The sequence below is a fragment of the bacterium genome (genome assembly GCA_030693425.1).
Lineage (GTDB): Bacteria > Patescibacteriota > Minisyncoccia > Minisyncoccales > GWA2-46-15 > GWA2-46-15.
The window spans coordinates 291,271-316,518 of sequence record JAUYAM010000002.1 but is presented as its reverse complement, the minus strand read 5'-3'; the positions used below and the strand labels follow the sequence as shown (position 1 = coordinate 316,518).

At 44.7% G+C, this 25,248-nt stretch carries 26 protein-coding genes; 17 read left to right on the top strand and 9 right to left on the bottom strand.

Features of this window, described 5'->3' with window-relative positions:
- Positions 1-3 precede the first annotated feature (3 nt).
- From Q8N16_02155 to Q8N16_02140, 4 genes are read right to left on the bottom strand one after another with little or no spacing between them, the layout of a single operon-like run.
- Complete coding sequence (locus tag Q8N16_02155) at positions 4-1,119, bottom strand: glycosyltransferase (protein MDP3093543.1); 1,116 nt, start codon at positions 1,117-1,119, stop codon at positions 4-6.
- Positions 1,116-1,730, bottom strand: a complete 615-nt coding sequence (locus Q8N16_02150; protein MDP3093542.1) for a class I SAM-dependent methyltransferase — start codon at positions 1,728-1,730, stop codon at positions 1,116-1,118. The genes Q8N16_02155 and Q8N16_02150 overlap by 4 nt, the downstream gene beginning before the upstream one ends.
- The gene (locus Q8N16_02145) at positions 1,727-2,794 is read right to left on the bottom strand and encodes a glycosyltransferase family 1 protein (protein MDP3093541.1); all 1,068 of its coding nucleotides are present in this window, start codon (positions 2,792-2,794) and stop codon (positions 1,727-1,729) included. The genes Q8N16_02150 and Q8N16_02145 overlap by 4 nt, the downstream gene beginning before the upstream one ends.
- The gene (locus tag Q8N16_02140; GenBank protein MDP3093540.1) at positions 2,791-3,780 is read right to left on the bottom strand and encodes a glycosyltransferase family 2 protein; all 990 of its coding nucleotides are present in this window, start codon (positions 3,778-3,780) and stop codon (positions 2,791-2,793) included. Before Q8N16_02140 ends, Q8N16_02145 begins: the two co-directional genes overlap by 4 nt.
- A 92-nt stretch (positions 3,781-3,872) precedes the next feature.
- On the opposite strand from Q8N16_02140, the gene Q8N16_02135 reads away from it, so the two are divergent.
- The gene (locus Q8N16_02135; protein ID MDP3093539.1) at positions 3,873-4,925 is read left to right on the top strand and encodes an SPASM domain-containing protein; all 1,053 of its coding nucleotides are present in this window, start codon (positions 3,873-3,875) and stop codon (positions 4,923-4,925) included.
- Positions 4,926-5,240: 315 nt separating this feature from the next.
- Here the strand turns inward: Q8N16_02135 and Q8N16_02130 are convergent, their stop codons facing one another.
- Together Q8N16_02130 and Q8N16_02125 are read right to left on the bottom strand one after the other, a co-directional pair.
- Complete coding sequence (locus Q8N16_02130; protein MDP3093538.1) at positions 5,241-5,465, bottom strand: hypothetical protein; 225 nt, start codon at positions 5,463-5,465, stop codon at positions 5,241-5,243.
- Between the two features lie 201 nt (positions 5,466-5,666).
- Positions 5,667-6,647 carry a glycosyltransferase family 2 protein gene (locus Q8N16_02125; protein ID MDP3093537.1) on the bottom strand — a complete coding sequence of 327 codons (981 nt, stop codon included), beginning with the start codon at positions 6,645-6,647 and terminating at the stop codon, positions 5,667-5,669.
- A gap of 92 nt (positions 6,648-6,739) precedes the next feature.
- Here Q8N16_02125 and Q8N16_02120 point away from each other — a divergent pair, with 92 nt between their 5' ends.
- A complete protein-coding gene (locus Q8N16_02120) occupies positions 6,740-8,203 on the top strand; it encodes a radical SAM protein (GenBank protein MDP3093536.1) in 1,464 nt (487 codons plus the stop codon).
- A gap of 60 nt (positions 8,204-8,263) precedes the next feature.
- Entirely contained in the window at positions 8,264-8,509 is a 246-nt protein-coding gene (locus Q8N16_02115) for a hypothetical protein (GenBank protein ID MDP3093535.1), read from the top strand.
- Positions 8,510-8,567: 58 nt separating this feature from the next.
- On the opposite strand, the gene Q8N16_02110 is transcribed toward Q8N16_02115, so the two are convergent.
- Positions 8,568-9,593, bottom strand: coding sequence for a PIG-L family deacetylase (locus Q8N16_02110; protein ID MDP3093534.1), 1,026 nt, complete (start codon positions 9,591-9,593; stop codon positions 8,568-8,570).
- 117 nt (positions 9,594-9,710) lie between these two features.
- Between Q8N16_02110 and Q8N16_02105 the strand changes: the two genes are divergently transcribed.
- From Q8N16_02105 to Q8N16_02080, 6 genes are all read left to right on the top strand, one after another.
- Positions 9,711-10,154, top strand: coding sequence for an NUDIX domain-containing protein (locus tag Q8N16_02105; protein ID MDP3093533.1), 444 nt, complete (start codon positions 9,711-9,713; stop codon positions 10,152-10,154).
- 76 nt (positions 10,155-10,230) lie between these two features.
- Positions 10,231-10,992 carry a PD-(D/E)XK nuclease family protein gene (locus tag Q8N16_02100; GenBank protein MDP3093532.1) on the top strand — a complete coding sequence of 254 codons (762 nt, stop codon included), beginning with the start codon at positions 10,231-10,233 and terminating at the stop codon, positions 10,990-10,992.
- A gap of 75 nt (positions 10,993-11,067) precedes the next feature.
- Complete coding sequence (locus tag Q8N16_02095) at positions 11,068-13,515, top strand: HAD-IC family P-type ATPase (protein ID MDP3093531.1); 2,448 nt, start codon at positions 11,068-11,070, stop codon at positions 13,513-13,515.
- Between the two features lie 128 nt (positions 13,516-13,643).
- The gene (locus Q8N16_02090; protein ID MDP3093530.1) at positions 13,644-14,342 is read left to right on the top strand and encodes a hypothetical protein; all 699 of its coding nucleotides are present in this window, start codon (positions 13,644-13,646) and stop codon (positions 14,340-14,342) included.
- A gap of 183 nt (positions 14,343-14,525) precedes the next feature.
- A complete protein-coding gene (locus Q8N16_02085) occupies positions 14,526-14,843 on the top strand; it encodes a hypothetical protein (protein ID MDP3093529.1) in 318 nt (105 codons plus the stop codon).
- 142 nt (positions 14,844-14,985) lie between these two features.
- Positions 14,986-15,348, top strand: coding sequence for an MTH938/NDUFAF3 family protein (locus Q8N16_02080; GenBank protein MDP3093528.1), 363 nt, complete (start codon positions 14,986-14,988; stop codon positions 15,346-15,348).
- 56 nt (positions 15,349-15,404) lie between these two features.
- On the opposite strand, the gene Q8N16_02075 is transcribed toward Q8N16_02080, so the two are convergent.
- Complete coding sequence (locus tag Q8N16_02075) at positions 15,405-15,644, bottom strand: hypothetical protein (GenBank protein MDP3093527.1); 240 nt, start codon at positions 15,642-15,644, stop codon at positions 15,405-15,407.
- A 188-nt stretch (positions 15,645-15,832) separates the two neighbouring features.
- Between Q8N16_02075 and Q8N16_02070 the strand changes: the two genes are divergently transcribed.
- Positions 15,833-18,670, top strand: a complete 2,838-nt coding sequence (locus Q8N16_02070) for a UvrD-helicase domain-containing protein (GenBank protein MDP3093526.1) — start codon at positions 15,833-15,835, stop codon at positions 18,668-18,670.
- Positions 18,671-18,698: 28 nt separating this feature from the next.
- Here Q8N16_02070 and Q8N16_02065 read toward each other — a convergent pair whose 3' ends face one another.
- On the bottom strand, positions 18,699-18,980 hold the full coding sequence (locus Q8N16_02065) for a hypothetical protein (protein ID MDP3093525.1): 282 nt from the start codon (positions 18,978-18,980) through the stop codon (positions 18,699-18,701).
- 183 nt (positions 18,981-19,163) lie between these two features.
- Between Q8N16_02065 and ychF the strand changes: the two genes are divergently transcribed.
- The 7 genes from ychF to Q8N16_02030 all read left to right on the top strand — a co-directional run bounded on the left by ychF (position 19,164) and on the right by Q8N16_02030 (position 25,237).
- Positions 19,164-20,237 carry a redox-regulated ATPase YchF gene (ychF, locus tag Q8N16_02060; GenBank protein ID MDP3093524.1) on the top strand — a complete coding sequence of 358 codons (1,074 nt, stop codon included), beginning with the start codon at positions 19,164-19,166 and terminating at the stop codon, positions 20,235-20,237.
- 49 nt (positions 20,238-20,286) lie between these two features.
- Complete coding sequence (locus Q8N16_02055) at positions 20,287-20,562, top strand: ATP cone domain-containing protein (GenBank protein MDP3093523.1); 276 nt, start codon at positions 20,287-20,289, stop codon at positions 20,560-20,562.
- 50 nt (positions 20,563-20,612) lie between these two features.
- Positions 20,613-21,182, top strand: coding sequence for an RNA polymerase sigma factor (locus Q8N16_02050; GenBank protein ID MDP3093522.1), 570 nt, complete (start codon positions 20,613-20,615; stop codon positions 21,180-21,182).
- A gap of 24 nt (positions 21,183-21,206) precedes the next feature.
- Positions 21,207-21,980 (top strand): hypothetical protein, encoded by a 774-nt coding sequence (locus Q8N16_02045; protein MDP3093521.1) that lies wholly within the window; start codon positions 21,207-21,209, stop codon positions 21,978-21,980.
- A 73-nt stretch (positions 21,981-22,053) separates the two neighbouring features.
- A complete protein-coding gene (locus Q8N16_02040; GenBank protein ID MDP3093520.1) occupies positions 22,054-22,857 on the top strand; it encodes a peptidoglycan-binding protein in 804 nt (267 codons plus the stop codon).
- 78 nt (positions 22,858-22,935) lie between these two features.
- Positions 22,936-23,202 (top strand): DUF5661 family protein, encoded by a 267-nt coding sequence (locus Q8N16_02035; GenBank protein ID MDP3093519.1) that lies wholly within the window; start codon positions 22,936-22,938, stop codon positions 23,200-23,202.
- 25 nt (positions 23,203-23,227) lie between these two features.
- Positions 23,228-25,237: a beta-propeller domain-containing protein gene (locus Q8N16_02030; GenBank protein ID MDP3093518.1), complete on the top strand. Its 2,010-nt coding sequence runs from the start codon at positions 23,228-23,230 to the stop codon at positions 25,235-25,237.
- Positions 25,238-25,248 lie beyond the last annotated feature (11 nt).

Here is a 25,248-nt window from a genome sequence, read left to right as displayed (position 1 = left end):
GTTCTAGAAATTATCGGACTCGATCCCGGCAATTCTATCATAGCGGTATTTGTTGGACATTAGCAATTTCAATCCGGCGGCGTTCTCAAAGTTTTTTTCGTCCAAGATGCCAATCACTTTTTCTGAGAAGCTTTTGATGTCGCCGATCGGAACAGTCTCCAATTCGTTGTTCAGATAAATATTTTTGTAAGCCGGCAGGTCGTAGGCAATGGCTTTGCGGCCGCTGCAGATGGCTTCCAAGAGGGCGACGCCGAAGCTTTCGTCCAGGCTCGGAAAAAGGAAGATTCTGGAATTGGCCAAAAGCCTAAACTTTTGCGTACCGGAAACGTAGCCCAAAAACCTAATATTCTTTTCCAGCCCCAGGGTTTTTACAAGTTCTCGCAGCTTTTTTTCCTGTTTTTGATGGCCGGTTCCGGCAATCCCCAGGCTAAAATTGGGGTATTTCTCGACCACTTTCCGGCAGATTTTAATCAGATCAAAAACGCCCTTTGCCTCTTCCAGCCTGCCGGCGAACAGGCCGTCGAACTGGGACTCTCTTTTCGAGATCGCCTTTTCTATTTCCGTCTTGTCGACGGCGTTGCTGGTAACCACAATTTTTCTCTCATTGATTCCCGTTTTAATTAAAACCGATTTCAGGTCTTCGGTAACGGCAAATATCCTGTCGGCTTTCTTCAAGAGCAGCAGGCTTATCCGGTAAAAGACCCGGGCCAAGATGCGGACAAAAATATTGCCCGGCCTTTTCAAGGCCACTTCGTTTTCGAATAGGGCGACCCAGGCAATCCTTTCGTCGAAGATTTTGATGAAAAAAGGCAGTAAGAGTTCGTCCAAGACCGACGAAATAGAATAAAGAGTGTCGGCTTTTGCGATTTCAGGAAAGAAAAAGCAGGCGATCAGGGAGCGCTTGAGGAGTTCAAAGATCAGCGTGAATTTGTTGCTGACCGGGTGGCAAAAAGGGATTCTGATATATTCAATATCGCAGATCAACTCTTTAAAGGCGGGGACGGCGTATTCCGGGCAGGCCATCTTTATCTTCAGCCCCTGGCTTTGCCAGAAAGCCATTTTCTTTGCCAGCAACTCGGTGTTGCCGACGCCGATGTTGTAAAGGCAAACGGTCTTCATTGTTTTTTCTCTGCCGCCAGAAGAATCTGTCCGCCCAAGCTGGTCAGAGAGATTATCTTGTTATAGAGAGGGAAGCCGGTGTCAGAAATAGTTTTGGAAACAATTGTTTTCAGCTCAAACCTCTCCAGTAACGGAAACAGAGAGGACCGGGAATAGAGGACTTTATGGGTTTTGTCTTTGAAGGCAAACCAGTTGGATTTTTGGATGAGATGCGAAAGGGAATTGATGTTTGGAGTTGAGAGAATCAGCAGCCCTTTATTTTTCATAATAGAAACAATGTTTTCTAAAAACTTATCAGGGTTTTCCAAGTGTTCGATGATATCAAAGGCAAAGACGACGTCAAAGCCCCGTTCTTTCATTTCGTCTCTGGAAAGATCAAGATAATAGACGTTTGGAAAAGCTTTCTTTGCCTCGGCGACAAAGCTTTCGGAAACGTCAAAACCATAAAGATTTTCTTTTGTTTTTCCAAAATGCTCTTCGATCACTTCCAAAAGCCGGCCCTCGGCGCATCCAAAATCTGCGAGTTTTTCGCTCCGCCTTATTCTGTCGATGACTTTGGGCCCGAGATGATGCAAATATCTTTTAATGGCAGATTTGTCCTTTAGAATCATGGCTTGAGGGAATTAAAAATGCTAATCATTTCTTCTGCGGCTTTCCGCCAGGTGAATTTCCCCAGAATTTCCCGGTAAGAGCCGATTAAGAGCTGCTTTTTTGAATTTTCAATATCCAAGTAATACCTTATCTTTTCGCAGATCTCGCCTATCGCCAAGGGATTAAATAAAAGGTTGTCATCAGCGACAATTTCCCGGACCGGAGGAATGTTTGAAGCGAAAACGAGGCAGCCGGAAGCCATCGCCTCCAAAATCGGCAAGCCAAAGCCTTCGTATAAAGAAGGATAAATAAAGATGTCGGCGATCTGGTAAAGGGCTCTCTGCTCTCTGATGGGGAGGTAGCCGGCAACGGTTATCTTGGCTTTGTTGTCCGGATTGATCAGGCTTTGGAAGGTGGTTTTGCCGGTGGCTCCGGCAATTACCAGGTCAGCATCTTTTAAACGATCGCTGTTTTCAACGAACGCGTTTACTAGAGAGTCGATGTTTTTCCTGTTGCAGTGGGCGCTGTTGGCGAGAACAACTTTCTTTCCCTTAAGCCTATATTTCTTTCGGATATCTTCCAGGTAAGGTTCAACTTCTTTCTCAAGATAAAACTCGTTCAGGCCTAGAGGGGCGACTCTCAATTTTTGGTCTTCAACTCCGTAATAATCTTTAATCTCCTGTTTGACGAAGAGAGAGTCGGCGACGATTAAATCGGCCTTTTTGATAATATTCTCAAAAACAAGATTATAATAAACGATTTCTGCCTTCGGAGTCCATTGGGGAATGGTTTTGAATCCCAGATCGTGGATAGTGGAAACGTAGCAGCAGCCTTTTGGCCCCAAAGGGAGAATAGAATTTGCCGCATGAAAAATATCTATCTTGATTTTTTTTATTTGGTTTCTGACCAAAAGGTTATTGTAGAAAACGTTCAGAAGCCGGCTGCTCCCGAGCCCGTCATCAAGAAAAAAGTATTCATTGTCTTTATCGGCGGAAACTATCGCTTTATATAAGTTGGAGATATAGGCTTGGATTCCAGTGTGGTATTTTTCCCGCAACAATTTTGCGTTGACCCCGATTCTCATGTTTTTTTGCCCCTTGTTTTTAAAAAGCCAGTGGCAGTTCCCAGCCAACCGGAAAGCCAGCTCAGGTTTTTAGTCTGAATTGCTTTGGCGAGCCAGTAAAAATTGAGAAAAATAACATAAGCGGTAAAACTGAATATATAATCAGGGCGGGATTTAAAGATATGGCGGAAATAAAACCTGAAAAAATTTTCCATCCTTTCTTTGGCAAAAGTTCTTTTGGGAAAGGCTCCTTGCCGGGAAATGACGTGGTCAACCCGGACGTTAGCGTTAAAAACCAGCTTATTTCCGAGCTTTTTTATTTTCTGGGCCAGATCGATCTCGCACCATTCAGCCGTCCCCTGAAAGCCCAAATCAAAGCCGCCAGCTTTTTCAACGAGATTTCGACGCAGAGTCATATTACAGGCCTCAAGGTAGTCAACTTCTTTCAGGCCCTTGATTTCAAGACTTTGGGAGAAATTGGCTCCCGGAGACCAAGCCCCGCTTTTAAGAAGCTTGCCCGGTTCGTACATTTTTCTCTCAAGGAAGAAATAATTCCAGAATTTTCCCAGAAGACCAACCAATCCCTTTTTGCCGTAGAAAAAGAAAACATCACGGTTCTTTAAAAGATTTTCCTTGACGATTGTCGGGCCGCTGACTCCGGCAATGCCAGGGTTTCCGTCTAAGGTTTTGACTATGGATTGAGCCCAGTTTTCGCAGACGACGACGTCGTCGTCAATCCAAGAAACCAATTCTCCTTGAGAAGTCCGCCAGCCCAAATCCCTGGCTTTGGCCAACTCTTTGCCGTTGTCAGAAACCTTCTTGACTCTTAACTTTTGGCAATAGTCGTCAATAATCTCGGGGGTCTTGTCGGTGGAGCCGGCGTCGACAATGATGACTTCAAAATCGGCAAAAGTTTGTTTTGTCAGGCTTTCCAGGCATTCTTTCAGATTTTCAGCCCGGTTGAAAGTGCAGACAATTATTGATAGCTTTGGTTTTAATTCCGCCATCTTTTTACTATAGCAAAACAAGGTTTTGATATATCACTATGTGTTATAGCGGACAGAATGCCCGGTATATCACCATGTGTTATAATACCATAATGGCCGATAAAATCATTCGTTGGGCAAAACTTATTTATTCGTCTTTGCCCCGGGTTCGAGGGCTGGCAAAAAAAGTCAGCGCCTCAAGGGCCTACTATAAGATTGTCAGGGCCGGGATCGAAAGCCGGGTAAGAACGAGCGGGAAGGGTCCGTTCAATTTGGTGCTGGAAACGAGCAATTTCTGCCCAGCTCGCTGTCTGATGTGTCCTCATAGTTCAATGAAAAGGCAGAAAGGAGTAATGAACGACGAAGTTTTCTCAAAAATTATTGAGAGGGTAAAGCAAGAAAGCCTGCCCATTAATAAGGTTTTTTTCAGCGGCTTGGGAGAACCCTTAACCGATCCGCAAATTATCCCGAGGATAAAAGCATTCAAGGAAATGGGTTTTTCGGTCAAGCTCTATAGCAATGCTTTTTTATTAACTTCGGCCATCAGCCAACAGCTGGTTGATCTTCAGATCGAAGAAATTAACATTAGCTTTAACGGGGCCAGTCCCGAAGACTATCAAGAAATAATGGGCCTGGATTTTGACAAAACCAAGGCAAGCATCGAAAACCTTATCAAAATCAGGAAGGAAAAGAAGAGTTCCTTGCCTAAGATTTTAATTTCTTCTGTTTTGACTAAGGACAATAAAGACATCAACCAGCATATCAAGAACTGGTCTAAAAAGGTTGACTCGGTGACTATTTCCATTGCTCATGAATGGGGCGGGGGAGTACAACTAAATTCAAAATTTCCCGCCAAAGGCGGGTCCGCCTCTGGCGGAAACGTTCAAGGTTCAAAGTTGACCTATCCTTGTCGGTCACTTTGGCATACTTTTATGGTTGATTGGGAAGGCAACTTTGTAATTTGCTGCCGGGATTTTGAATCTAAATTTGTTTTGGGCAATATTTTAACTCATTCTTTCTCGGAGACATGGAAATCTCCGATACTGGAAAGTTTCCGCCAGACGCACTTAAACTTTTCAGAAGAAAAACTGCCTGCCATTTGCCGACAGTGCAACTTTCCTTTTCAGGACGGCATTGAGTGGTTTGTGCCTCGCTCCCTTGATTAAGCTGTTTGATTAGCACTCAATTAAGTTTTCCGAACAAATCATATCGATAAACCTACGATCGTAGGTTTATCGGTTGTTGGACAAACTGGTTTTAAAAAGATTTAGCCATTTTTTATTTGCGGTTGCTTAATCAAGTTACAAGTTAAGCAACTCCGTGTTAAGCAACTCAGGTCGTTGGACTGACGCCATGGTCCTGCCTGCGGAACGACGCTAGAATCTTGTGTTTCTTTAAGTAAAGCCTAAACGCATCTTTGATAATAAAAACCTGACAGTGCCTTATGCTTACTGTCAGGTTCTCTTCCGCGGAGATGAAGCTTAGCCGTGTTTGATTGTGGTACCGCCTGGCATTGTCCAATACCATTCGGTTCTGGGACCATCCGTTTTCGCAAAACTGACGGTTTGGCCCGCACGGCGTAAGTCCGTCACCTCTCCCGGGATATAAGCCGCTCCGTTAGCGATATCTTGAGCGTCTCCATCAGGCATTGTCTGAGGAGACAGAGCGTTAACGAGGGCGGCAAATCCAGCGAACTTGTTGTCCATAGGATCCTCCTCCAAAAGGGATTTACAACCGTTTACTTTATAACATAAATATCTATGAGTGTCAACCTTTTGTACTGGTTCAGTGACTTGGATATATTACTTTGATTTAAATAACCCCCCCCATTTTCTATAGGGGCAGTGAGTAAAATCTAGGTTAAAACTCCTTATCCAACATACAAGAGTCTGACTCCAGTACTTTTTTTAAATTCGGAATTTGTTTTTGACTACCGCCCAAAAGTAAATCCAAAACATCATAAAACAGACAATCGGGTGCAAAAACCAGGCGAGGTCTTTGATTTTTAAATAACCGCGGAGAGCGTCAAAAATCGGACCAACTAGGGTCAGGGAATAAAGAGAATAGGCAAATATCTTTAACTTGTCTTTTTTCGGATTATAGAGGAAATATCTTCTTTTTGAGGAATCTTTCAGGTAAAGGTTTTCCATGTACCTTTTTCTTTTCTGAAAGAATCTCCAGAAACCTTCGCCGCTGGCATGAACAATGTCGTTTTTGACAACAGCATATTTATTATAGCCTTGGGAAACCAGATCGTGATTGACGTCAATGTGAAAAAAGTTGTTGGTATCAGCCTTCATCAGCAGATCTCTTCTGATCAGGAAGCCGTTGGCGCCGACAGTCGGCAAATTCTCCTGATTGAACTCGACCAGAAAATAGTCTCCTTTGTCCAGGGCCTTTCCGGAAAGAGCCCAATTCGAATTAAGACACGATTGGCGGTCGGCCCTGCCAAAAAACCAGGCGACCGGGTCATTGGCGCCAAAAAGGGAGAAATAGCGGTTTAGGATTTTATCCTCTTTTCTGTATGTGTATCTCCAGGGATAACAGCCGGCGATCTCTGGCTCTTTGTCAAAACAGGAAACCATTCTTTTCAGCCAGTTTTTTTCCGGCAAGATATTGTCGTCGTCAATCTCAAGAATAATTTCATTCTCGCTGTAAGATAAAGCAATGGCTTTGGCTGCTTCCGGGCTGCCCGTGTTTTCATTGATTGTCTTTGCGCCGTACTTTCTTGCAATTTCAATGGTCTGGTCGGTTGAGCCGCCGTCGGCAACAATTATTTCGATTTTTCCCTGGTCGTAATCTTGAGTCCGGACGCTTTCCAGGCATTGTTCCAGGATAAGGCCGCTGTTTAGAGTGGCCAGAATAACGCTGACGGTTTTCATAGACATATTATTCAATTATATAGCAGAAAATGATAGAATGTACCAACATGAAAATTACTAATCGTAATTTTCGGACCGTAAACTAATCAAAGAATACAGTGAAAATTGCTATTTCCTATCCGCCGCTAGAGTCAGAGAAGGGGATTCCTTTGCTAGCCCAAAATAGGCAGTTTCAGTTTGCCCACAGCCCCTGGACAGCTTATCCGATTATTCCGGCTTCAGCAGCTACTTTATTAAAACAGGCGGGTTTTGAGGTTTTTTGGGACGACGCCATAAACGAAGGCCTCAAGTTTGAACAGTGGCAGACCCGGCTTTTGAAAGAAAACCCGGATATTGTTGCTATTGAAACCAAAACTCCGGTAATAAAGCGCCACTGGAAAATCATTAATGAACTAAAAACTAAAAACTATAAACTAAAAACTGTTTTGATGGGGGACCACGTCACCGCCTTGCCCCAAGAGTCAATGGATAATTGCCGGGTAGACTATATTTTGACCGGAGGCGATTATGATTTTATGCTTTTGAATCTGGCCAATCATTTGACCAAAGGAGAAAAGCTAGAGCCGGGCTGGTGGTTTAGAGACGGAGGCAATTTGAAAGACACGGGCCAGTTTGTTTTAAACCATGACCTTGATTCTTTGCCCCTGATCGACAGAAACCTGGCAAAATGGAAATTGTACGCCTTTAAAAACTCAAACTTTACTTTGGTTCCCGGCACTTTTTCCATGGCCGGCCGCGACTGCTGGTGGAGGAATAAAGGCGGCTGCAGTTTTTGCTCTTGGACAGCGATTTTTCCGCAGTTCCGCGTCGTTAAATCGGAAAGATTATTAGACGAAATCGGCCAGCTGATTGAACTGGGCGTCAAAGAAGTTTTTGATGATACTGGCACTTTTCCGGTAGGCCCGTGGCTTGAGGATTTTTGCCGGGGGATGATTGACAGAGGTTATAACAAGAAAATCAGGTTTGGCTGCAACATGAGAGCCAATGCCATTGTCGACCAGGAGACTTATGACTTGATGGGGAAAGCCAGCTTTGGATTTATTCTTTACGGCCTGGAATCTGCCAATCAGGAAACTTTGGACAGGCTCAACAAGGGGGAAAAAGAAGGAGATATTGTTGAAGCCGTCAAAATGGCGAAAAGAGCGGGCCTGAATCCTCACGTCACCTGCATGATCGGCTATCCCTGGGAGAAAAAAGAGCAGGCTCAAAAAACGGTTGACTTGACCCGTCAGCTTTTCAAACAAGGCTATATTGACAGCCTTCAGGCAACCATTGTCACTCCTTATCCGGGAACAGCTCTTTTTGCCGAAGCAGACAAAGAGGGTTGGCTCAAGACAAAAGATTGGGACAGGTATGATATGAGAGAGCCGATTCTTAAGACAGAAATGGCGGACGAAGAAACTCTGGCGCTGGTCCGCAGCCTTTACAAGAGCATTTTTTCTTTTGAGTTTTTCATTCGCAAGTTGAAAGAAGGGCTTTCCAGCCCTCAAGTTTTTTCTTACTACTGGCGGCTGAGCTTGAAGTTTTTCAGCAAGCTGGCTGATTTCCGCCAAAGGCCTTGAAAAAAGGAACTATTTTTGCTAAGCTCTTACTAGCAAACCAATTTCTCATAAGGAGGAACAATGAAGAAAACTTCCACGGTTGCAACGACCGGGATAGTTTACCAGCTTGCTGTTCCCGGCTCTTCAGTCGTTAGTATCTATGCATACTACGACTTTCAGACGGCCCTGCTTGAGGTTGATGACCAAGTCAAGGGTTACGAAAAACTGAAATCGGCCAAGGTTGGCGAGCGGATAAAGATTATGGCCGAGGTCGTCTGCCGTAAAAAGACGGGGTGGTTGCCGTCAAAAATTGTCGAAATCAGATGACATTAAGCAGCCCGGCAAGGAGAACCGGGCGGCTTTTTTTTAGACAAGAGCTTGTTGCTCACTCAATTTTCTCAAATATTTCGTTCTGCCTGACAAAGTTTCTCAAGAAAAAGGCCGAGGCGTCAATCGTTCTCAGCTGGGAAGCGTTCTTGTTGACCGCTTCCAGTTTTTTCTCTACTTGTTCCGGCAATAAATCAAAACTGTGCCAGCCTTCCTGGGAAAAGAGTTTTTTTGGCGGATAAAGAAAATCGTCTTGTTTTAATTTCCTTTCCAGGGGATAGAATCCGAAATGGATCAAATAGGCATACTGGCTCGGTTCGGCGCTTTTTTCATTGATAACTTTTTCCCAGAGATAGAACAAGGATTTATGGTCTAGGTTATTGTCTCTCGGGTGGGGAACAATGGCAATAGTCGGCTTAAACTTATCAACGATCTCGTTCAGGTCAGCCGCCAGATTGGCTCCGGTATAGAGTTGTTTTTCCCTGTAAGTGCCTTTGTAAGGATTGTAGTTAAACCTGGTTCCGGCCGAAGTATAGGAAGTTTCCGAGTCAAAGAAATGGTAAAGCATGTGGTTGAGGCCGCAATCAGGATAGCCGAGGAAAATGGAATCTTTTTGCGTCAGTCCCAGAGCCGCCGTCGCTTTCCCGGCTTCAATCATTCTTTTTTCCCCAAGATCAATGAAATCGTTCGGGTCAAAGGTTGTATTTTTCCCAAGGACAGAGGCCAGATGGTTGTCGCCGTTGGTGGCGTAGACGATCAGGATTTTCGCTCCAACACTGATCGTTTCCTGGATAATTCCGGCGCAGGCAATGATTTCGTCGTCTATGTGAGGCGCCAGAATGAGGACCCGGTCGGTTTTTTCAATGTCCGGGAACTTTGAAAGAGAACCTTCGGCCAAGAGCCGACCGCTCCAGACTCCCAGCCCGAAAGCCCAGACATACCAGGCCGCTAAAGAAAGGGCGATGATTTTCATTCCCGTTCCCAGGCCAAAAATCCAGAGAGAAACGATAACAAGAGCAATGACAAAAACCCTTCTGTTTTTCAAACTGAATTTTCTAATATTTTTTATCAGGTTTAAAGCCATTCCTGCATTATAACAAAATGGCTTGGCAAAGCCATTATTCTAATAGGATCTTGAGGAAATTGCCGCAGAGCCGCAGCCGGTTGGTTCCAAGACAGCGTTTTGTGGTATAACTAAAACATGGATGATTTAAACAAAAAACCAGGGATTGGAGTCGGAGTGATGATTTTGAGAGATGATAAGGTTTTGCTCGGCAAAAGGCATTCTGATCCTCAAAAAGCTGATAGCGAGCTCCACGGGGAAGGCAGATGGACAATGCCCGGAGGCAAGCTTCATTTTGGTGAAAAACTGAAAGAGGCGGCTTTTAGGGAAACTTTTGAGGAAACCGGCATCAGAATCAATCAGGAAAAGCTGGAAATCATCAGCGTTGCCGATGACATGGTTGAAGATGCCCATTTTGTCACCATTGGCTTTCTCTGCAAAGATTTTGAAGGAGAAGCAAAGGTTATGGAGCCAGACGAGATTACTGAATGGCAGTGGTTTAGCTTAAACAACCTGCCCGAGCCGATCTATTTTCCCAGCAAAGGAATTATAGAGCATTATCTTGAAAAATCCTTGATTTAGCTCTTCTTTTTGCTGCCGAAGTTCGGTTCCGAATTTTTACATCGCCACCAGGGCGATTTTCTGTTAGAATAAAACTATGAACAAATACTATAAAAAAGAAAAAGGGCTCTACAATTCAAATTCCAAAGAGCTTTTTGCGATCAGCAGGTCTAAGATCGACCTTTTCCTGGGATGCCCGAGATGTTTTTATCTGGACAGAAAGCTGGGATTGGGCCGGCCGAGCCTGCCGGGATGGGCGTTGAACAGCGCCGTTGACAAATTATTAAAGAACGAATTCGATCTTTTGAGAAAAAAGGGCGAGTCCCATAAATTGATGATTGCTTATGGTATTGACGCCATTCCTTTTGACCACCCGGATTTAAAAATCTGGAGAGATGACGTTTACCAATACGTTGGCGCCTGCGCTATCCATCAAAAGACCAATTTAAAGGTCTGCGGCATTATTGACGACGTCTGGATAAATGAAAAAACCAAGGAATTGTTTCTTGCCGACTACAAAGCCACCAGCACTTCAAAAGAGATTTCTTTGGAGGATGAGTATAAGCAGAGCTACAAAAAGCAGATGGAGATTTACCAGTGGATTTTCAGACAGATGGGCTTTAAGGTTTCAAACACAGGCTATTTCCTCTTCGCCAATGCCGGAAAAAACAGGCCAGAGTTTGACGCTAGACTGGAGTTTGAAACCTCGATCATTCCTTATCAGGGCGATGACTCCTGGGTGGAACCTGCCTTATTTGAAATAAAGAAATGCCTTGAATCAGATATAATGCCCAAAGCCAGCGAGGAATGCGAATACTGCGCCTATAGGGGATTAATCGGCAAGGAAGAGCCAAAGTAATTTCTTTAGAGAAAATGGCGGCGCTTCTATTTTTATCCCGTCGTCAGCCCGGGCTTTTTTTGATAGAATGGGAAAATGAAACACATCGGTCTTTCTTCAGCAAGAGTCAAAGAGCTTAAGGCTAAATACGGGGCCAATGTTTTGCCGGAAGGCAAAGAGGTTTCTCCGATCAGGATCTTTTTGTCCCAGTTTGCCAACCCCCTGATTTTTCTGCTTTTGTTTGCCGGAGTCATCTCCCTTCTTTCCAAGGAATATCTTGAGATCGCTTTTATATTCTTGGTGGTGCTTTTAAACTCTGCCTTTGGCTTTTTTCAGGAATACAAAGCCCAAAGGACCATGGCAGCCTTGAAGAAGCTGATCAGGCCGCTGGCCAGGGTTATTAGGGACGGCCAGAGGCAGGAGATTGAGGTTTCAGATCTTGTTCCCGGGGACATTGTTTTTCTTGCCGTCGGCGACAAGGTCCCGGCAGACGCAAAAGTTTTGGAAGCAGTTTCCCTCTTTGCCAACGAGGCGATTCTGACTGGCGAAAGCGAGCCAGTGGAAAAAAATCCCGGGGACGAAGCCTATATGGGAACAATTATTGCCGGCGGTCGGGCTGTCATCAGGGTGACAAAAATCGGCCTGACCACCGAGATGGGGGAAATTGCCTCGGCCCTCGAACAAACGTCTCAGCCCTTGACGACTCTCCAGCTAAGATTGAAGAGATTTACGAGATCCATAGTCTATTTTTCGGTTTTCCTTTCGTTCTTGGTACTCGTCTCCGGATTTCTGGCCGGCAGAGACTTTTGGCAGATGGTTCAGACAGCTTCTGTGATTCTGGTAGCCATTATTCCCGAAGCCCTGCTCATAGTTGTTACCTTGATTTTGGTCATTGCCACGCAGAAGATCTTGAAGAGAAAAGCCTTGATCAGGAAGCTTTTGGCGGTTGAGACTCTTGGGTCGGTGACGACTATTTGTATCGATAAAACCGGGACCCTGACAGAAGGGGAAATGAAAGTCAGCGAGGCAGATTTTAAAGACCGAGAAAGCAGCCTCCTGACAATGTCCCTTTGCAATGACATTTCCAGTCCGGAAGAAATCGCTATCTGGGACTACCTGAGGAGCCAGAAAGGTTTTTCTCCTGAAAACGTTTCGGATAAATACCAAAGGATTTCTGAGATTCTTTTCAGCAGCGAGCATAAGTTTATGGCCACTGTTAACTCTTCGCCGGAAGAGGGGACCTTTTTATTCGTCAAAGGGGCTCCAGAAATAGTTTTGGCGATGACGAGTTTAGCCGAAGGCAGCCGGCTGCAGGTTTTGGCCAAAATGGACGAATTGGCAGGCAAGGGCTTGAAAGTTATCGGCCTGGCTTTTCAAAAAGTTTCCTCTGCCGAGGCAAAAGAAATTAGCTTAGGAAACATGCCCTCTCTCCAATGGGGCGGCATGATCGGCCTTTGGGACCCGCCCCGTAAAGAAGCCAAAGAAACCATTTTAATCGCCAAAAAAGCCGGCATTAAGATAAAAGTGGTTACCGGAGACTATCGCCGGACGTCAGAAAAGATTATGGAGTTTTTAGGCATGAAAGTTGAACCGGATGAGGTTTTGGAAGGGCACGAGATGAGAAAACTCAGCGACGAAGATTTGCGCGCCAGGGTGCCCGGCATTCTCTTGTTTTCCCGGGTGACGCCCAACCAGAAGTTGAGAATAGTAAAGGCTCTTCAGGAGCTCGGGGAAATAGTGGCGATGACCGGAGACGGCGTCAACGACGCCCCCGCCCTTAAAAAATCAAACATCGGCATTGTGATGGCCGAGGCTTCGGAAGTGGCCAAGGAAACGGCGGACATGATTCTTTTGGACAGCAATTTTAAGACTATTATTTCTGCCATTGAAGAAGGAAGGGTGGTTTTCGAAAATCTTAGAAAAGTTATCTTTTTTATGCTTTCAAATTCCTTTGCCGAGATCGTTTTGATTCTGGGGTCGATTTTCTTGGGTTGGCCTTTGCCCTTGACTATTGTCCAGATTCTCTGGCTTCATTTGCTGTGCGACGGACCGGAAGACGTTGTTCTCGGATTTGAGCCAAAGGAAAAAGAGGTGATGGCTGAGGGGCCAAAGGCAATTGCAGAACCCATTCTCAACAGATTCAGCGTTTTCCTGATTTTCCTGGTTTCCTTTTTATCGGGTCTTTTTAGCCTGGGACTGTTTTGGTATTTCGGCCTTCATCTGGGGATGATAGAGCTTGGCCGGACGATGGCTTTTATGGCAATTTCTTTTGAATCGGTTCTTTACATCTTTTCCTGCCGGACTTTCAGGAAGCCTTTCTGGAAATATGAGAACTTTTGGTCCAATAAATGGCTTTTTGCGGCCGTCTTTGCCAGCTTGGGCCTGCAGATTTCCATTACCTACCTTCCTTTGACCCAAAGGCTTTTGAACATCGTTCCCTTGAACTTGGTTGACTGGGGCCTGCTTCTGGCGGCGGCGGCCATAATCATTATAATTATCGAATTGGCAAAAGCGGTGAACCAATCCAAAAAGAAGTTGTTTTAATGAAGCTCCACGCGCAAGCGCGTGGTATCTTCTCCGCTACGGGATTCCTCCCACGCTTACGCGTGGAGCGGAATCCCGCACCGTCCTGCTAAAAGCGGGACTGGTGCGCGGATAAAGCGCGCAAGAAAATGGACAAGCAATCTTTTTCAAAACGCATACTCTTGGGGATTACCGGCGAGGTAAGCTCTGACTGGAAAGCAAAGCTGGACGAGATCAACGAAATGAAGATCAGCGAAATTGCTGTTTTCCTCGAGCGTTTCAATAAAAGAGAGAGGGAGAACTTTTACCCATTTCTTTTGAAGTCCTCGATTAAGAAGGTCCCTTTTGTTCACTTGACAGCCGACACTACCAAAGAAGAAATCAAGTTTTTCATTAATAAGTTTCAGACAAGGTATTTCAACATTCACGAGTCAGACTTCGACGATTTGGATAAGTGGAAGGGCTTTTGGGACAAGCTCTACCTGGAGCTGGACTATAGCGACCAGGTTGCTAAAGAGGTCAAAGTCGAAAGAATTGGCGGCTTTTGCGTGGACCTGTCTCATCTTAAGGCATCCTTGGCTAGGGGCGGAGAAGAAGCTTATTACATTTTTCTGAGAAAAAATAAGGGGAAGTTTTCCTGCAATCACCTCAACGGCTACTCGCCCGGCCTTATGACAGACATCCATACTATTTCCAGCTTGCGTGACTTTGACTATCTGACGAGTCTGCCAAAGTACGTTTTTGGGAAAGCCATTGCTTTAGAGGTGATGAACAGCATCAAAGAGCAATTGAAATTCAAAGAATATCTAAGCAGATTGCTGGATGATTATTTTGCCGCAATTAAATAACCGCTTTTATGGTGAAAATATCGGTCATAGTCCTATTTTATGAGTTCGACGACATCAGAGACGAATGACAGGTTTTGCGCTATAATTATCTGTAGGAAATCCTAGCGTTGTTTACAGTTTGAGACACAAAAGTGTAAACAACGCTCGTAAATCTTACAAATAATAAGATAACCAAATCAAATCATGTACTTTTCTATCCTAGTTGCCGGGTTTGGAGGCGGCCTAATCAGGGGACTGGTCGGTTTTCTAAAATACTATTACTCTTATAAAAACACTCCTTTTAATCCCCTCTACTTTTTTGCGACTTCTTTTTTGTCCGGAGTGGTGGGCTTGCTGACCGCAGCGGCGATCAAGCAGTCGGGCGTCATCATTTCTGGCCTGGACACTTTAACCCCACCCCTGGCCCTGATTGTCGGCTATGCCGGAGGCGACTTTCTCGAAAATCTGTACAAGATTATTTTCAAAAAAACTTTTATCTTTCCCGGCAAGAATGCCCCGTAGAAAAACGCAGGGGTTTTCGTGGAATTTTCAGGAAGCGAAATATCTTCATTCTAAAACCCCTCTAACTATTTTCAAACAATGTCTTATGATATATGAAAGCTTAAACGTTTTAACCACGGAAGATATTTAATTTCCTACGGGGATGCCAAAAATTGATTCAGTTGATTTTGGTTCAATTGTCATTGATGGCAAGAAATACCATCAGGTTTTAATTGTGGGCTCTGAAGTTTTAGAAAGAGACTATAAGAGGCTTGAAGAGCTGTTTGGCACTTCTCATAAGATAGGCGATTGGGAGGCAGAAAAGCTGTTTGAAGAAAATCCCGAAATCATTGTTATTGGAACCGGCTGGCAGGGGGCTCTGGAGGTCGGAGAAGATTTCGTTGGCCTGGCCAGGGAAAAGGGGATAATCGTTATTGCCTTGCTGACGCCAGAAGCCATCAAGTTTTATAATGAGAAAGCTGGGTTGGGGCAGAAAATCAACGCCTTGATCCATACAACCTGCTGATTTTAAGAATCTTAAAATTAAACGCCGGCAGGGCAAAGCCCTGTCGGCGTTTTTAGTCACGATTCCGTGACGGTGACATCTATTTCTTCAAAATGTTCTTTTAGCCATTCTGAGAGAGAAGTCGGTTCCCTGGCTCTGCGGTCCACTAACAAGTATTCTGTTTTACTGCCGGGGACCGATTGAAGGGAAAAATTACCTCCGGGCGCGATGTTGATGAGGTGCTGAACCTTGGCGCAAATCCTTGAGAACGCGATAAAGTCGTTAGGATCAACGTTGAGGATGATTTTTACGGCCATTATTTAACCTCCTTGAATGAACTGGATGGATAGTAAGGTTATCTAACTAAAATAGAATCATTTTGTCAATAACTTGTACTGGCCCATGACGCATGGATATACTTTGTGTTTCATGCGGACTACGCGACCCGGCGGCGTAGTTGAGAACGGTTTTGGGGCGAAGGCTGGAGGCGTGTTATGATAATCAAATGTTTGCCTCTTCTTTATCCAAACTCAACTCAAAGCAAAAACAGGCTGTCACCTTTGGCCGAGGCCCGCTTTTGATCGTGGCGGGGGCCGGCACCGGCAAAACTACGGTCATTACCAATAGGATTGCCTACCTGATCGAAAAGAAAAAGGTTAGACCTAAGGAGATTCTTGGGCTTACCTTTACGGACAAAGCAGCTCAGGAAATGGTTGAAAGAGTAGATCGGCTTTTGTCCTGCGGCTACAGCGATCTTTGGATTTCCACTTTCCATTCTTTTTGCGACCGGGTCTTGAGAGAACACGGTTTAGATATTGGATTATCTACTGATTTCAAATTAGTTGACCAGACCAGCGCCTGGCTTTTGATTAGGCAGAACCTAGAGAGGTTCAAGCTTGATTATTACCGGCCTTTGGGCCAGCCGACAAAATTTGTCCATGCTTTAATCGAGCATTTTAATCGTTGTAAAGACCAGCAGATTTTGCCAGAGGACTATTTAAAATACGCCCGCAAAGCCAAGGGCGATGACCGGGGCCGGCTTTTGGAAGTGGCCCGGGCTTTTCAAACTTACCAGGAGTTGCTTTTAAAGTCAGGGGTTTTGGATTTCGGCGATTTGATAAATTACTGCTTGAAGCTTTTCCAGAAACGGCCAAAGATTCTAGAAAAATACCGCCGGCAATTCAAGTATATTTTAGTTGATGAGTTCCAAGATACAAATTTTGCTCAGTACGAGCTGGTTAGGCTTTTGGCGGCGCCAGAGAACAACCTGACTGTTTGCGGCGACGATTTTCAGGCGATCTACCGCTGGCGGGGCGCTTCTTGGGGCAATCTCATCCAGTTCAAAAAGGATTTTCCTCGGGCAAAAGAAATTGCCTTGGCGGAAAATTACCGCTCTTTCCAGAATATTCTCGACCTGGCCCATAAATTTATCCGGCTCGATGACTCATTGAGGCCCGACTGGCTGAATAGAATCAGCAAAAAACTGAAAGCGGCGAGGGCGGGCAAAGCTGAAATTGCCCACCTTCATTTTAAAACCGCCGAGCAGGAGATTGCCGGCGTTGTCGCCAGGATTGGCCGGCTCTTGAAAACAGACAAGAAAGCCTGTTTCAACGATTTTGCCATTTTGGTCAGGGCTAACAATCAGGCGATGCCTTTTGCCCGATCCTTTGAAAGATCGGGCGTTCCCTACCAGTTTTTAGCTCTCAAGGGATTATATTCAAAGCCGGTGATTTTAGACATCATTTCCTATTTTAAGTTTCTGGACAATTATCATGAGAGTTCGGCCTCTTTTCGGATTCTCAGCCTTCCCTTTTTGGGAATTAGCCCCCAAGACATTGCCAGAATCAACCAGTACAGCCGTCGCCGGTCAAAATCGATTTATGAAGCTCTTCAGGAACTGCCCCTGATTGGCGGCGTCTCCGGCAAGACTCAAAAAACCGTTATTAGAATCTTGGTCCTGGTGGAAAAGCATACCCGGATGGCTTTGGAAAAAAACGTTTCCGAAATCCTCTTGGCTTTTCTTGAGGATTCGGGCTTTCTTGAATATTTAGTCAGGAAAGAAAGAAAAGAGGATCTTGACCTCATTTTCCAATTCCATAGCCGGATAAAAGCCTTTGAAGAATCTCATCTGGACGCAAGGTTGAAGAGCTTTATGGAGGAGCTGGATATGGAGCTGGAGTCCGGGGAAGAGGGAAGACTTAGTTTTGATATTGAGCAGGGGCCGGAAGCGGTTAAAATCATGACCGTCCATTCGGCCAAGGGTTTGGAGTTTAAGTATGTTTTTCTGATCAATCTTGTTGACAAAAGATTCCCGAGCATTGAAAGGCCGGATCCGATTGAAATTCCAAAACCCTTGATTAAGGATATCCTTCCCAAAGGGGATTTTCATCTCCAGGAAGAAAGAAGGCTTTTTTACGTGGGGCTGACCCGCGCCAGAAACGCTTTGTTTTTGACTTCGGCTGAAAGTTACGGGGGCGTTCAGGCAAAAAGGCTGTCTCGGTTTTTGCCGGAGCTGGGATACGACGGCAAGATTATTTCAACCAAGGAAATTTCTCTTAAAGTTGAAAGAAAAGCGAAACCGGCAAAACTGGAGTTGCCTAAAAGGTTTTCTTTCACCCAGCTGATCGCCTTTGACAAGTGCCCTTTACAGTACAAGTTTGCCCATATTTTAAAGATTCCTGTCAGGGGCAAAGCCATGTTTTCTTTTGGCAAGACAATGCACAATACCTTGCATAGTTTTGCTTTGGCTTTTGCCTCGGGAAATAAGCCCGGTTTTAAGGAGCTGCTGGCGATTTACGAGAAAGAGTGGCTGGACGAATGGTATGAAAGCCCGGAACAGAAAAAAGACTATTTTGAGTCGGGAAAAAAAACGCTTAAAAGTTTCTACGAAGAGCTTATGGAAACAAAGCCGAAAATATTGCTGGTTTCAGGTAAGCCGGCTTTGGAGCAGGATTTTAATTTAAAAATCGGCAGCCATACTCTCATTGGCAAGATAGATAGGATTGACGATTTGGACGGAGGAGTGGAAATCATTGATTACAAAACAGGATCTGCCAAGGAAAAATTGCGGCCCGAAGACAAAAAACAGCTTTTGATTTATCAGATGGCGGCTGAAGAGGTTTTAGGGTTAAAGCCAAAAAAACTGACTTATTATTATTTAGACGAGGGTAAAAGCGTTTCTTTTTTGGGCGGCAAAGAAGATATCAAAAAAGAAAAAGAAAAGATTGTCAAAGAGATTAAAGAAATCCAGAAAAGCGATTTTAAACCGACTCCGGGCTGGCAGTGCCAGTGGTGCGATTTTAAAGGGATTTGCGAGTATGCAAATAAAGGGCCGGCTCCTTGATAGAACCGGTCCTGAGAGCAATGCTCTCTTAGACGTCCTCGATCTTGATGCCGGGAATTTTCTGAAAGTGGGAGTGGCTAACCGTCACCGGTCGGTTACCATCTCCCGCCCGCCCGTGGTCGGTGAAGCGGAATGTCCCGTTAGGCCCGTCCTCGAGCCGTTCGGACAATCTCTCCGCGGCGTGCCGGATGCGTCTCGCGATATCAGCCCTTTTGAACGAGTCTTTCTCGGTGATGGTGATAACTGTTTGCATAATGTACTCCTTTTCTATGAACGAGCGGATGGGTAAAGCTCTTTTATGCTGCGGCAACTTTAGATTTTTGTCAAATCGAATTAAGCAAATAAAAACTCTCGGTAGGCATACTCAAATAACGTTACGTCGAAAGAAATTTAAACAGAAGCAGTTTAATAGTTGCTTAACCAGGTTAAATAACTAGCCTTTATTTTTGTCCAGCTTTTTGTCAAATCCTTTGTTTTGCTTTAGACTGGAGTAATGGCTTCTCATTTATCCATCGGAATTGTTGGCTTGCCTAATGTGGGAAAGTCCACCTTATTTCAAGCCCTGACCAAAAAGCAGGTTGACTGCTCGAACTATCCTTTTACCACCATTAATCCCAATGTCGGGGTGGTTGAAGTTCCTGACCCGAGGGTTGACGTTCTGGCTCAGCTGACCGGCTCGGCAAGGAAAATCTATGAGACAGTGGAGTTTGTTGATATTGCCGGTTTGGTTAAGGGCGCCCACCAGGGCGAGGGTTTGGGAAACCAATTTTTATCGCACATCAGAGAAACAGTGGCGATTATTTATGTCCTGCGCGCTTTTAAAAACAGCGATATTATCAACACCAGAAACGTTGTTGATCCGGTTGGCGAAAAAGAAATCTTGGACACCGAGCTGGTTTTAAAGGATATGGAAACCGTCAGAAAAAGAATTGAGAGCGTTGGCGGCGAGGCCAGGTCCGGGAAAAAAGAGGCCCAGAAAGAAGCGGAACTGCTGTTAAAAATCAAAGCTGTTTTGGAAAAGGGGGAGATTTTGGCAGAAAAAGACTTTAGCGAGGAGGAAAACCAGATTCTTAAAAACTACCAATTGCTTTCTCTCAAACCCAGGCTCTGTTTTTTGAATGCCAAAGAAGAAGAATCAGAGCAGGAAGCAAAAGAGGTTTTCCGGAAAAACAATTGGCCGTTTCTGATTGTTGACGTTTTGGAAGAACTGGGGGCAGCCGGTTTCACCAAAGAAGAGAGGCAGTCTTTGGGATTGCCTGCAGACTCAGGCCTGGATCTTTTAATCAAACAAGCATATTCTTTATTGAATTTGATCACCTTTTTTACTACGGTTTCCCAACAGGTCCAGGCCTGGCAGATCAAAACCGGGACTAAATTGGCGCGGGCAGCCGGCACGATTCACACTGATTTTGAAACTCATTTTATTAAGGCCGAAGTTATTAATTATAAGGATTTGGTTGCTATAGGCAGTTTTGCTCTGGCCAGGGAAAAAGGCCTGATCCGCACCGAGGGCAGGGACTATGTTGTCCAAGACGGCGACGTTATAGAAATCAAACACGGAGCTTAAAATAAGAATTGTTTAAAGGTCGGAGAGATAATCATTTTTAAAAAATTTTATGATTAAATTTGTTGTTAAAAAAGACGGCAGCAAGGAAGCCTTTGATCCAGAAAAGGTCAAGAAAGGAGTTAGATTAGCGGCTCGGGCGGCTAATCTTGCCGAAGACAAAGTTGAAGAACTGGCCGCGGCTATTCTCGCCAAAGTAATTGGGTTTGCCGGAGACAAGGAAGAAATCACCAGCCCGGAGATAAGGGAAGTCGCCCTGAATGAGCTCGATATTATGGATCCGGTCGTTTCTGCGGCCTGGAGAAATTACGGCCAGAAAAAAGCGTAGTTTGCATAGATTCAGCGGTTGCATCTGGCCGTTACGGACCAAGCCTTTTAATGACTTCGGAAGAAGAAAGAGATTTAGCCAAAAAAGCGAAAACAGATCCCGAAGCCTTCGGCCGGCTTTACGATCAGTATTATTCCAGGATTTTCGGCTATGTTTTAAAAAGAACCGGCAATTTGGAAACGAGCCAGGATGTAGTTTCCGAGACTTTTCTCAAAGCCCTAAAAAACGTCAGGAAGTTCCAGTGGCAGAGTTTTTTTGGGAGAAAGCCTATGTTCGGGGCCTGGCTCTACCGGATCGCCTCAAACGAGATTGCCAACTTTTTCCGCAAAAAAAAGCCGACTATCTCCCTGAATTCGGTCTTAGATCCGGTCTTTGAAAAAGATCTTTTTGGAGAAGTTGTCGCTGCTGAGCAAAGGCTGAAAGATTGCCAGGATTTTCTTTGCATCCAGAAAGAGATTATGACTTTGCCGGAAAAATACCAGCAAGTTTTGGTTTTGAGGTTCTTCGAAAAAAAGCAGATAAAAGAAATAGCAGAAATTTTAGGCAAGAGAGAGGGAACGGTTAAGTCCCTGATTCACCGCGGTTTAAAATACTTAAAGGCAAAAATGCCACCAACTTAGGATTTTAACGTTATGACTTAGGACATGGAAAATCAGGATTTAGAAAAAAAACTGGAAAGAGTAAAAGTTCCCGAAATCGAACTTTTAGGCCACAAACAGAAATTGAGGGCGGTTTTGCTCAAAAACTATGCCAAAAAAGAAGTTTTTAGCCCATTCAGAAGCGTCGCCTTGGGATTTGCCTTTGTTGTCCTGTTCGCCCTGGTTTTAAGAGTTCCCACTTTTCAGAGGCCGGATATTGCCCTGGCCAAGGAGATCGCTTTGAGAGATTCCAATTTTAGATCATTGATTGAGCAAGGGGGCATCATTGGAGAGACCGAGCTTGCCGGCTCCAGGGGCTATATGCTGGTGCGCCTGGGGAAATTAGCTAAAGAGTCGGAAATGCCGGAGTCTATACCTTTATTTTCAGATGTCGGCAGTGCCCAAAAATTAGCAGCGCCTCAGGCTGTATCCGGTTCGGCTTTTCTGGTCGAGGTCGATTTTAGAGGGAAAAAGGTTTCCCAGATAAAAGAATTGCCTCAACCGTCTTTGTCTTTCAATCAGGAAGAAGAGGAAGCGGTTAGGGAAATCAGCGAACAGAGCCAGAGAGTCAGGAAAGAAATTCCCCTTGAGGCAGAAATCAAAGAAATTAGACCGGTTTTAATCCAGCTCAAACTGGTTAAAAAAGGAAATAAGATAGAAGTTCTGTCCGGAAAAGAAGCGGCCGTAATTTACAAGAAAAACGGCCAGAGCTGGGAAGGCAGAATTGATTTGGAATCGGCCAGCGTCAAAAAAATTGAGCTGGTTGATGTAAAAGAGTAACGCAACGATTCTAAAATTCCCGCGTTCTCTTTGAAGAAAGGTCGAATCGATTAACAATTAAAAAACATTGAATATGAAAAAAACTTTAATCATTTTCCTTTCAATCCTGGTTTTAGCTGCCGGAAACAGCGCTTTAGCAGGAGTTTCCATCGGCACCAGGAGCGAAGAAGTCAAGAACATCCAGGAAGCTTTGAGAGCAGATAGCACCATTTTCCCCGGACAGGCAACCGGCTATTTTGGGCCAGTGACCCAAAAGGCAGTCCAGAAAGTCCAGGTAAAATGCAATTTGCCTCAAACCGGAGTTGTCGACGACGAAACCTACAAGTGTATTTTCCCGGTTGACTATAAAGTGACCGTGGTTTCTCCGAATGGCGGGGAAATCTGGGATAGAGGCCAGATTCAGACCGTTAAATGGAGCGTTACTTATCCTATAGAACTGAAAACCAATAATGCGAAAATTATGCCGCCCCATTGGTCAAAAGCTTCAATTGACCTTTTCAGAAGATCTTCAAACACAGACGATCCTGGCTATATCTTTTTTGTGAAACATATAGCAACAGTTAATCTGTTTGCCAACTCTTATTCCTGGAAGATTTCCAGCGACATCCCCAACGGTTCTGATTACGTCGTCAGGATCAGCGTCGGTCAGGGGACTATGACTATTTATCGCTCCGAGAGTGACAACACATCTATAAAGCCCGATCTGATTTGGCCGTCGCCTTCAATCAATTGGGACGAAAGCGACAACCCCTTTTCTATCACCGGCAGCCAGACGCCTCCGAACGAAGACCTGAAAGAGCTTCTGAATATTTTAGAAGAGATGTCCAGGCTTTTGGCAAAGGCGATCCAGGTTCTCCAGGGAATCATTTCAAAGTAGTTATTGAAAGCCCGAACAGGAAACCCTCTGATCCAGGGTTTCCTGTTACGGCGGAAACTTATTAAAATAACGGTAATTATGAGCGAAAACCATTTTTCTTTAGAAGAAGTTAAAAAAGTCGGTGACGCCCTGGACCTTGACTGGCAGAGATTCGACGTTGACCAATTCAGACAAGGCATGGATGTCGAGCTGGAGCACGGCAAAAGAGATTCCCTTACCAATGTCACTAACGACGACCCTCTTTTAACCGGCAAGATCGCCTTAGCTCACTTGAACGAATTTCCCGATTATTATACCCGTTTGCATAAAATGGAAAAGGAGGCTGACGAGTTCTGGGGCAAATAAATTTGAAATTAAAAAAACATTTAACATGATCAACTTTAAAAAAGAGGTTGGCAGTAAGTTATCGTTTTTAGTTTTAAGCACAGTTTTTCTGCTGGCTCTAGGATTTATCTGGATGGATTCTCAGGGCTTGCTGCCGCAGCTGTCTATTTACTTTCCAAAGCTTCCCAGAATCGTTTTGCCGAGGATTCCCGGGCAGCAAATGTCTTTGAAAGATATCAAAAAGTTTGTTTCTGAGGAAGATTTCAGGAGTTATCTTCAACTGGCCAGCGAAGCGAGCACTTCTTTTGACAATATGGTTGCCCTAAAAGAGGCAATGCCTATGGCTGTGCCCGGCGGCCTCGGGTCAGGAGCCGCAGAAAGGGTTTCTGAAACAACGGTCCAGGTGACCGGCATTGACGAGCCGGACATTGTCAAGACCGACGGAAAGGAAATCTATTTTTCTCAGGAGCGTTCGTGGTGGCCAATGATGGAAAATCTTGGCAGGCCTTTTCTAGAAGATGAAATGTATCCACCGGAATTCCGTTCCACCACCAAGGTTATCAAAGCTTTTCCGCCGGCAGATTTAAAGCTTGACGCCGAGATTGAAAAAAACGGCAATCTTCTTTTAACAAAGAATACCTTGGTGGTTTTCTCCAATCAGGAGATCGTAGGCTATGACGTTTCTGACCCCAAAAAACCAAAAGAAAAGTGGAGCTTAAAGCTTGATAATAATGTTTGGCTGGTCGCTTCGAGATTAAAAGACGGCAAGATTTATTTAGTGACCCAGACGAATATTAATCAAAATAGCCCTTGCCCAATCGAGATCTTGAAAGCTGGAGAGACACCGTTGAGTATTAGATGTCAGGACATTTACCACCCCGTAGACCCTGTTCCCGTTGACACCACCTTCACGGCCATGATCCTAGATCCCTCATCCGGCAAGATAGAAGAGAATGTTTCCTTTGTCGGTTCTACCGGAAGTTCTGTTGTCTATATGTCGGGAAACGCAATCTTTGCAACCTATTCTTACTTTGAGGATACGACCAGGTTTTTCTTGAGTTTTCTTAAAGAAAAAGCCAAAGACCTTTTTCCTTCGTGGGTTGCTGAAAAACTGGAGAAGTTATCTGGCTATGATTTGAGCCAGCAGACAAAAATGATGGAGCTTCAGATGATCCTGGAAAAGTTTCAAAGCTCTTTAAAAGATGATGAAAGATTGAAGTTTGAGAACGAACTGACAAACAGGCTGGGAGATTATTTAAAAGAAAACATGCGGGATTTGGAGAAAACAGGCATTGTTAAAATAAGCCTGTCTGACTTTAAGGTTGCGGCCGTCGGCAGCATTCCCGGCCATCCTTTGAATCAGTTTAGTTTGGATGAATACCAGGGCAATTTGAGAATTGCCGTCACTATTGGCCAAAGGTGGTGGGGTTGGGGATTCGGCTCTGGAGGAAATGAAATGGCAAACGACGTCTATGTCTTAGACAAAGACCTGAAAATTACCGGCTCTGTAAAAAATCTAGGATTGACTGAAAGGATCTATTCTGCCAGGTTTGTTGAAGACAGGGGCTATCTGGTTACTTTCAGGGAAACCGATCCCTTCTATGTCTTAGACCTGGCTGATCCCAGGAATCCGGCCATGAAAGGGGAGTTGAAGATTCCCGGCTATTCGTCTTATCTCCAGCCAATTTCCAAAGACAAGGTTTTGGGCATTGGCAAGGAGGGTTCTCAAGTCAAGGTTTCCTTGTTCGACGTCAGTTCTGCTTCAAATCCCAGAGAAGTGGCAAAATACACTTTGGACGAGTACTGGTCTGACGTTCTTTCAACCCACCACGCCTTTTTGCTAGACACAAAGCATGAGGTTTTCTTTTTGCCCGGAAGCCAGGGAGGCTACATTTTCTCTTACAAAGGAGACAACCTAGAAATGAAAAAGGCTGTCAGTAATATTTCTGCCAAAAGAGCCATCTATTTGGACGATTATCTTTACATTATCGGCGAAGACAAGATCGTCGTTCTTAACGAGCTTGATTGGGCAAGAATAGGGGAACTCAGCTTCTAAATTAGAAACTA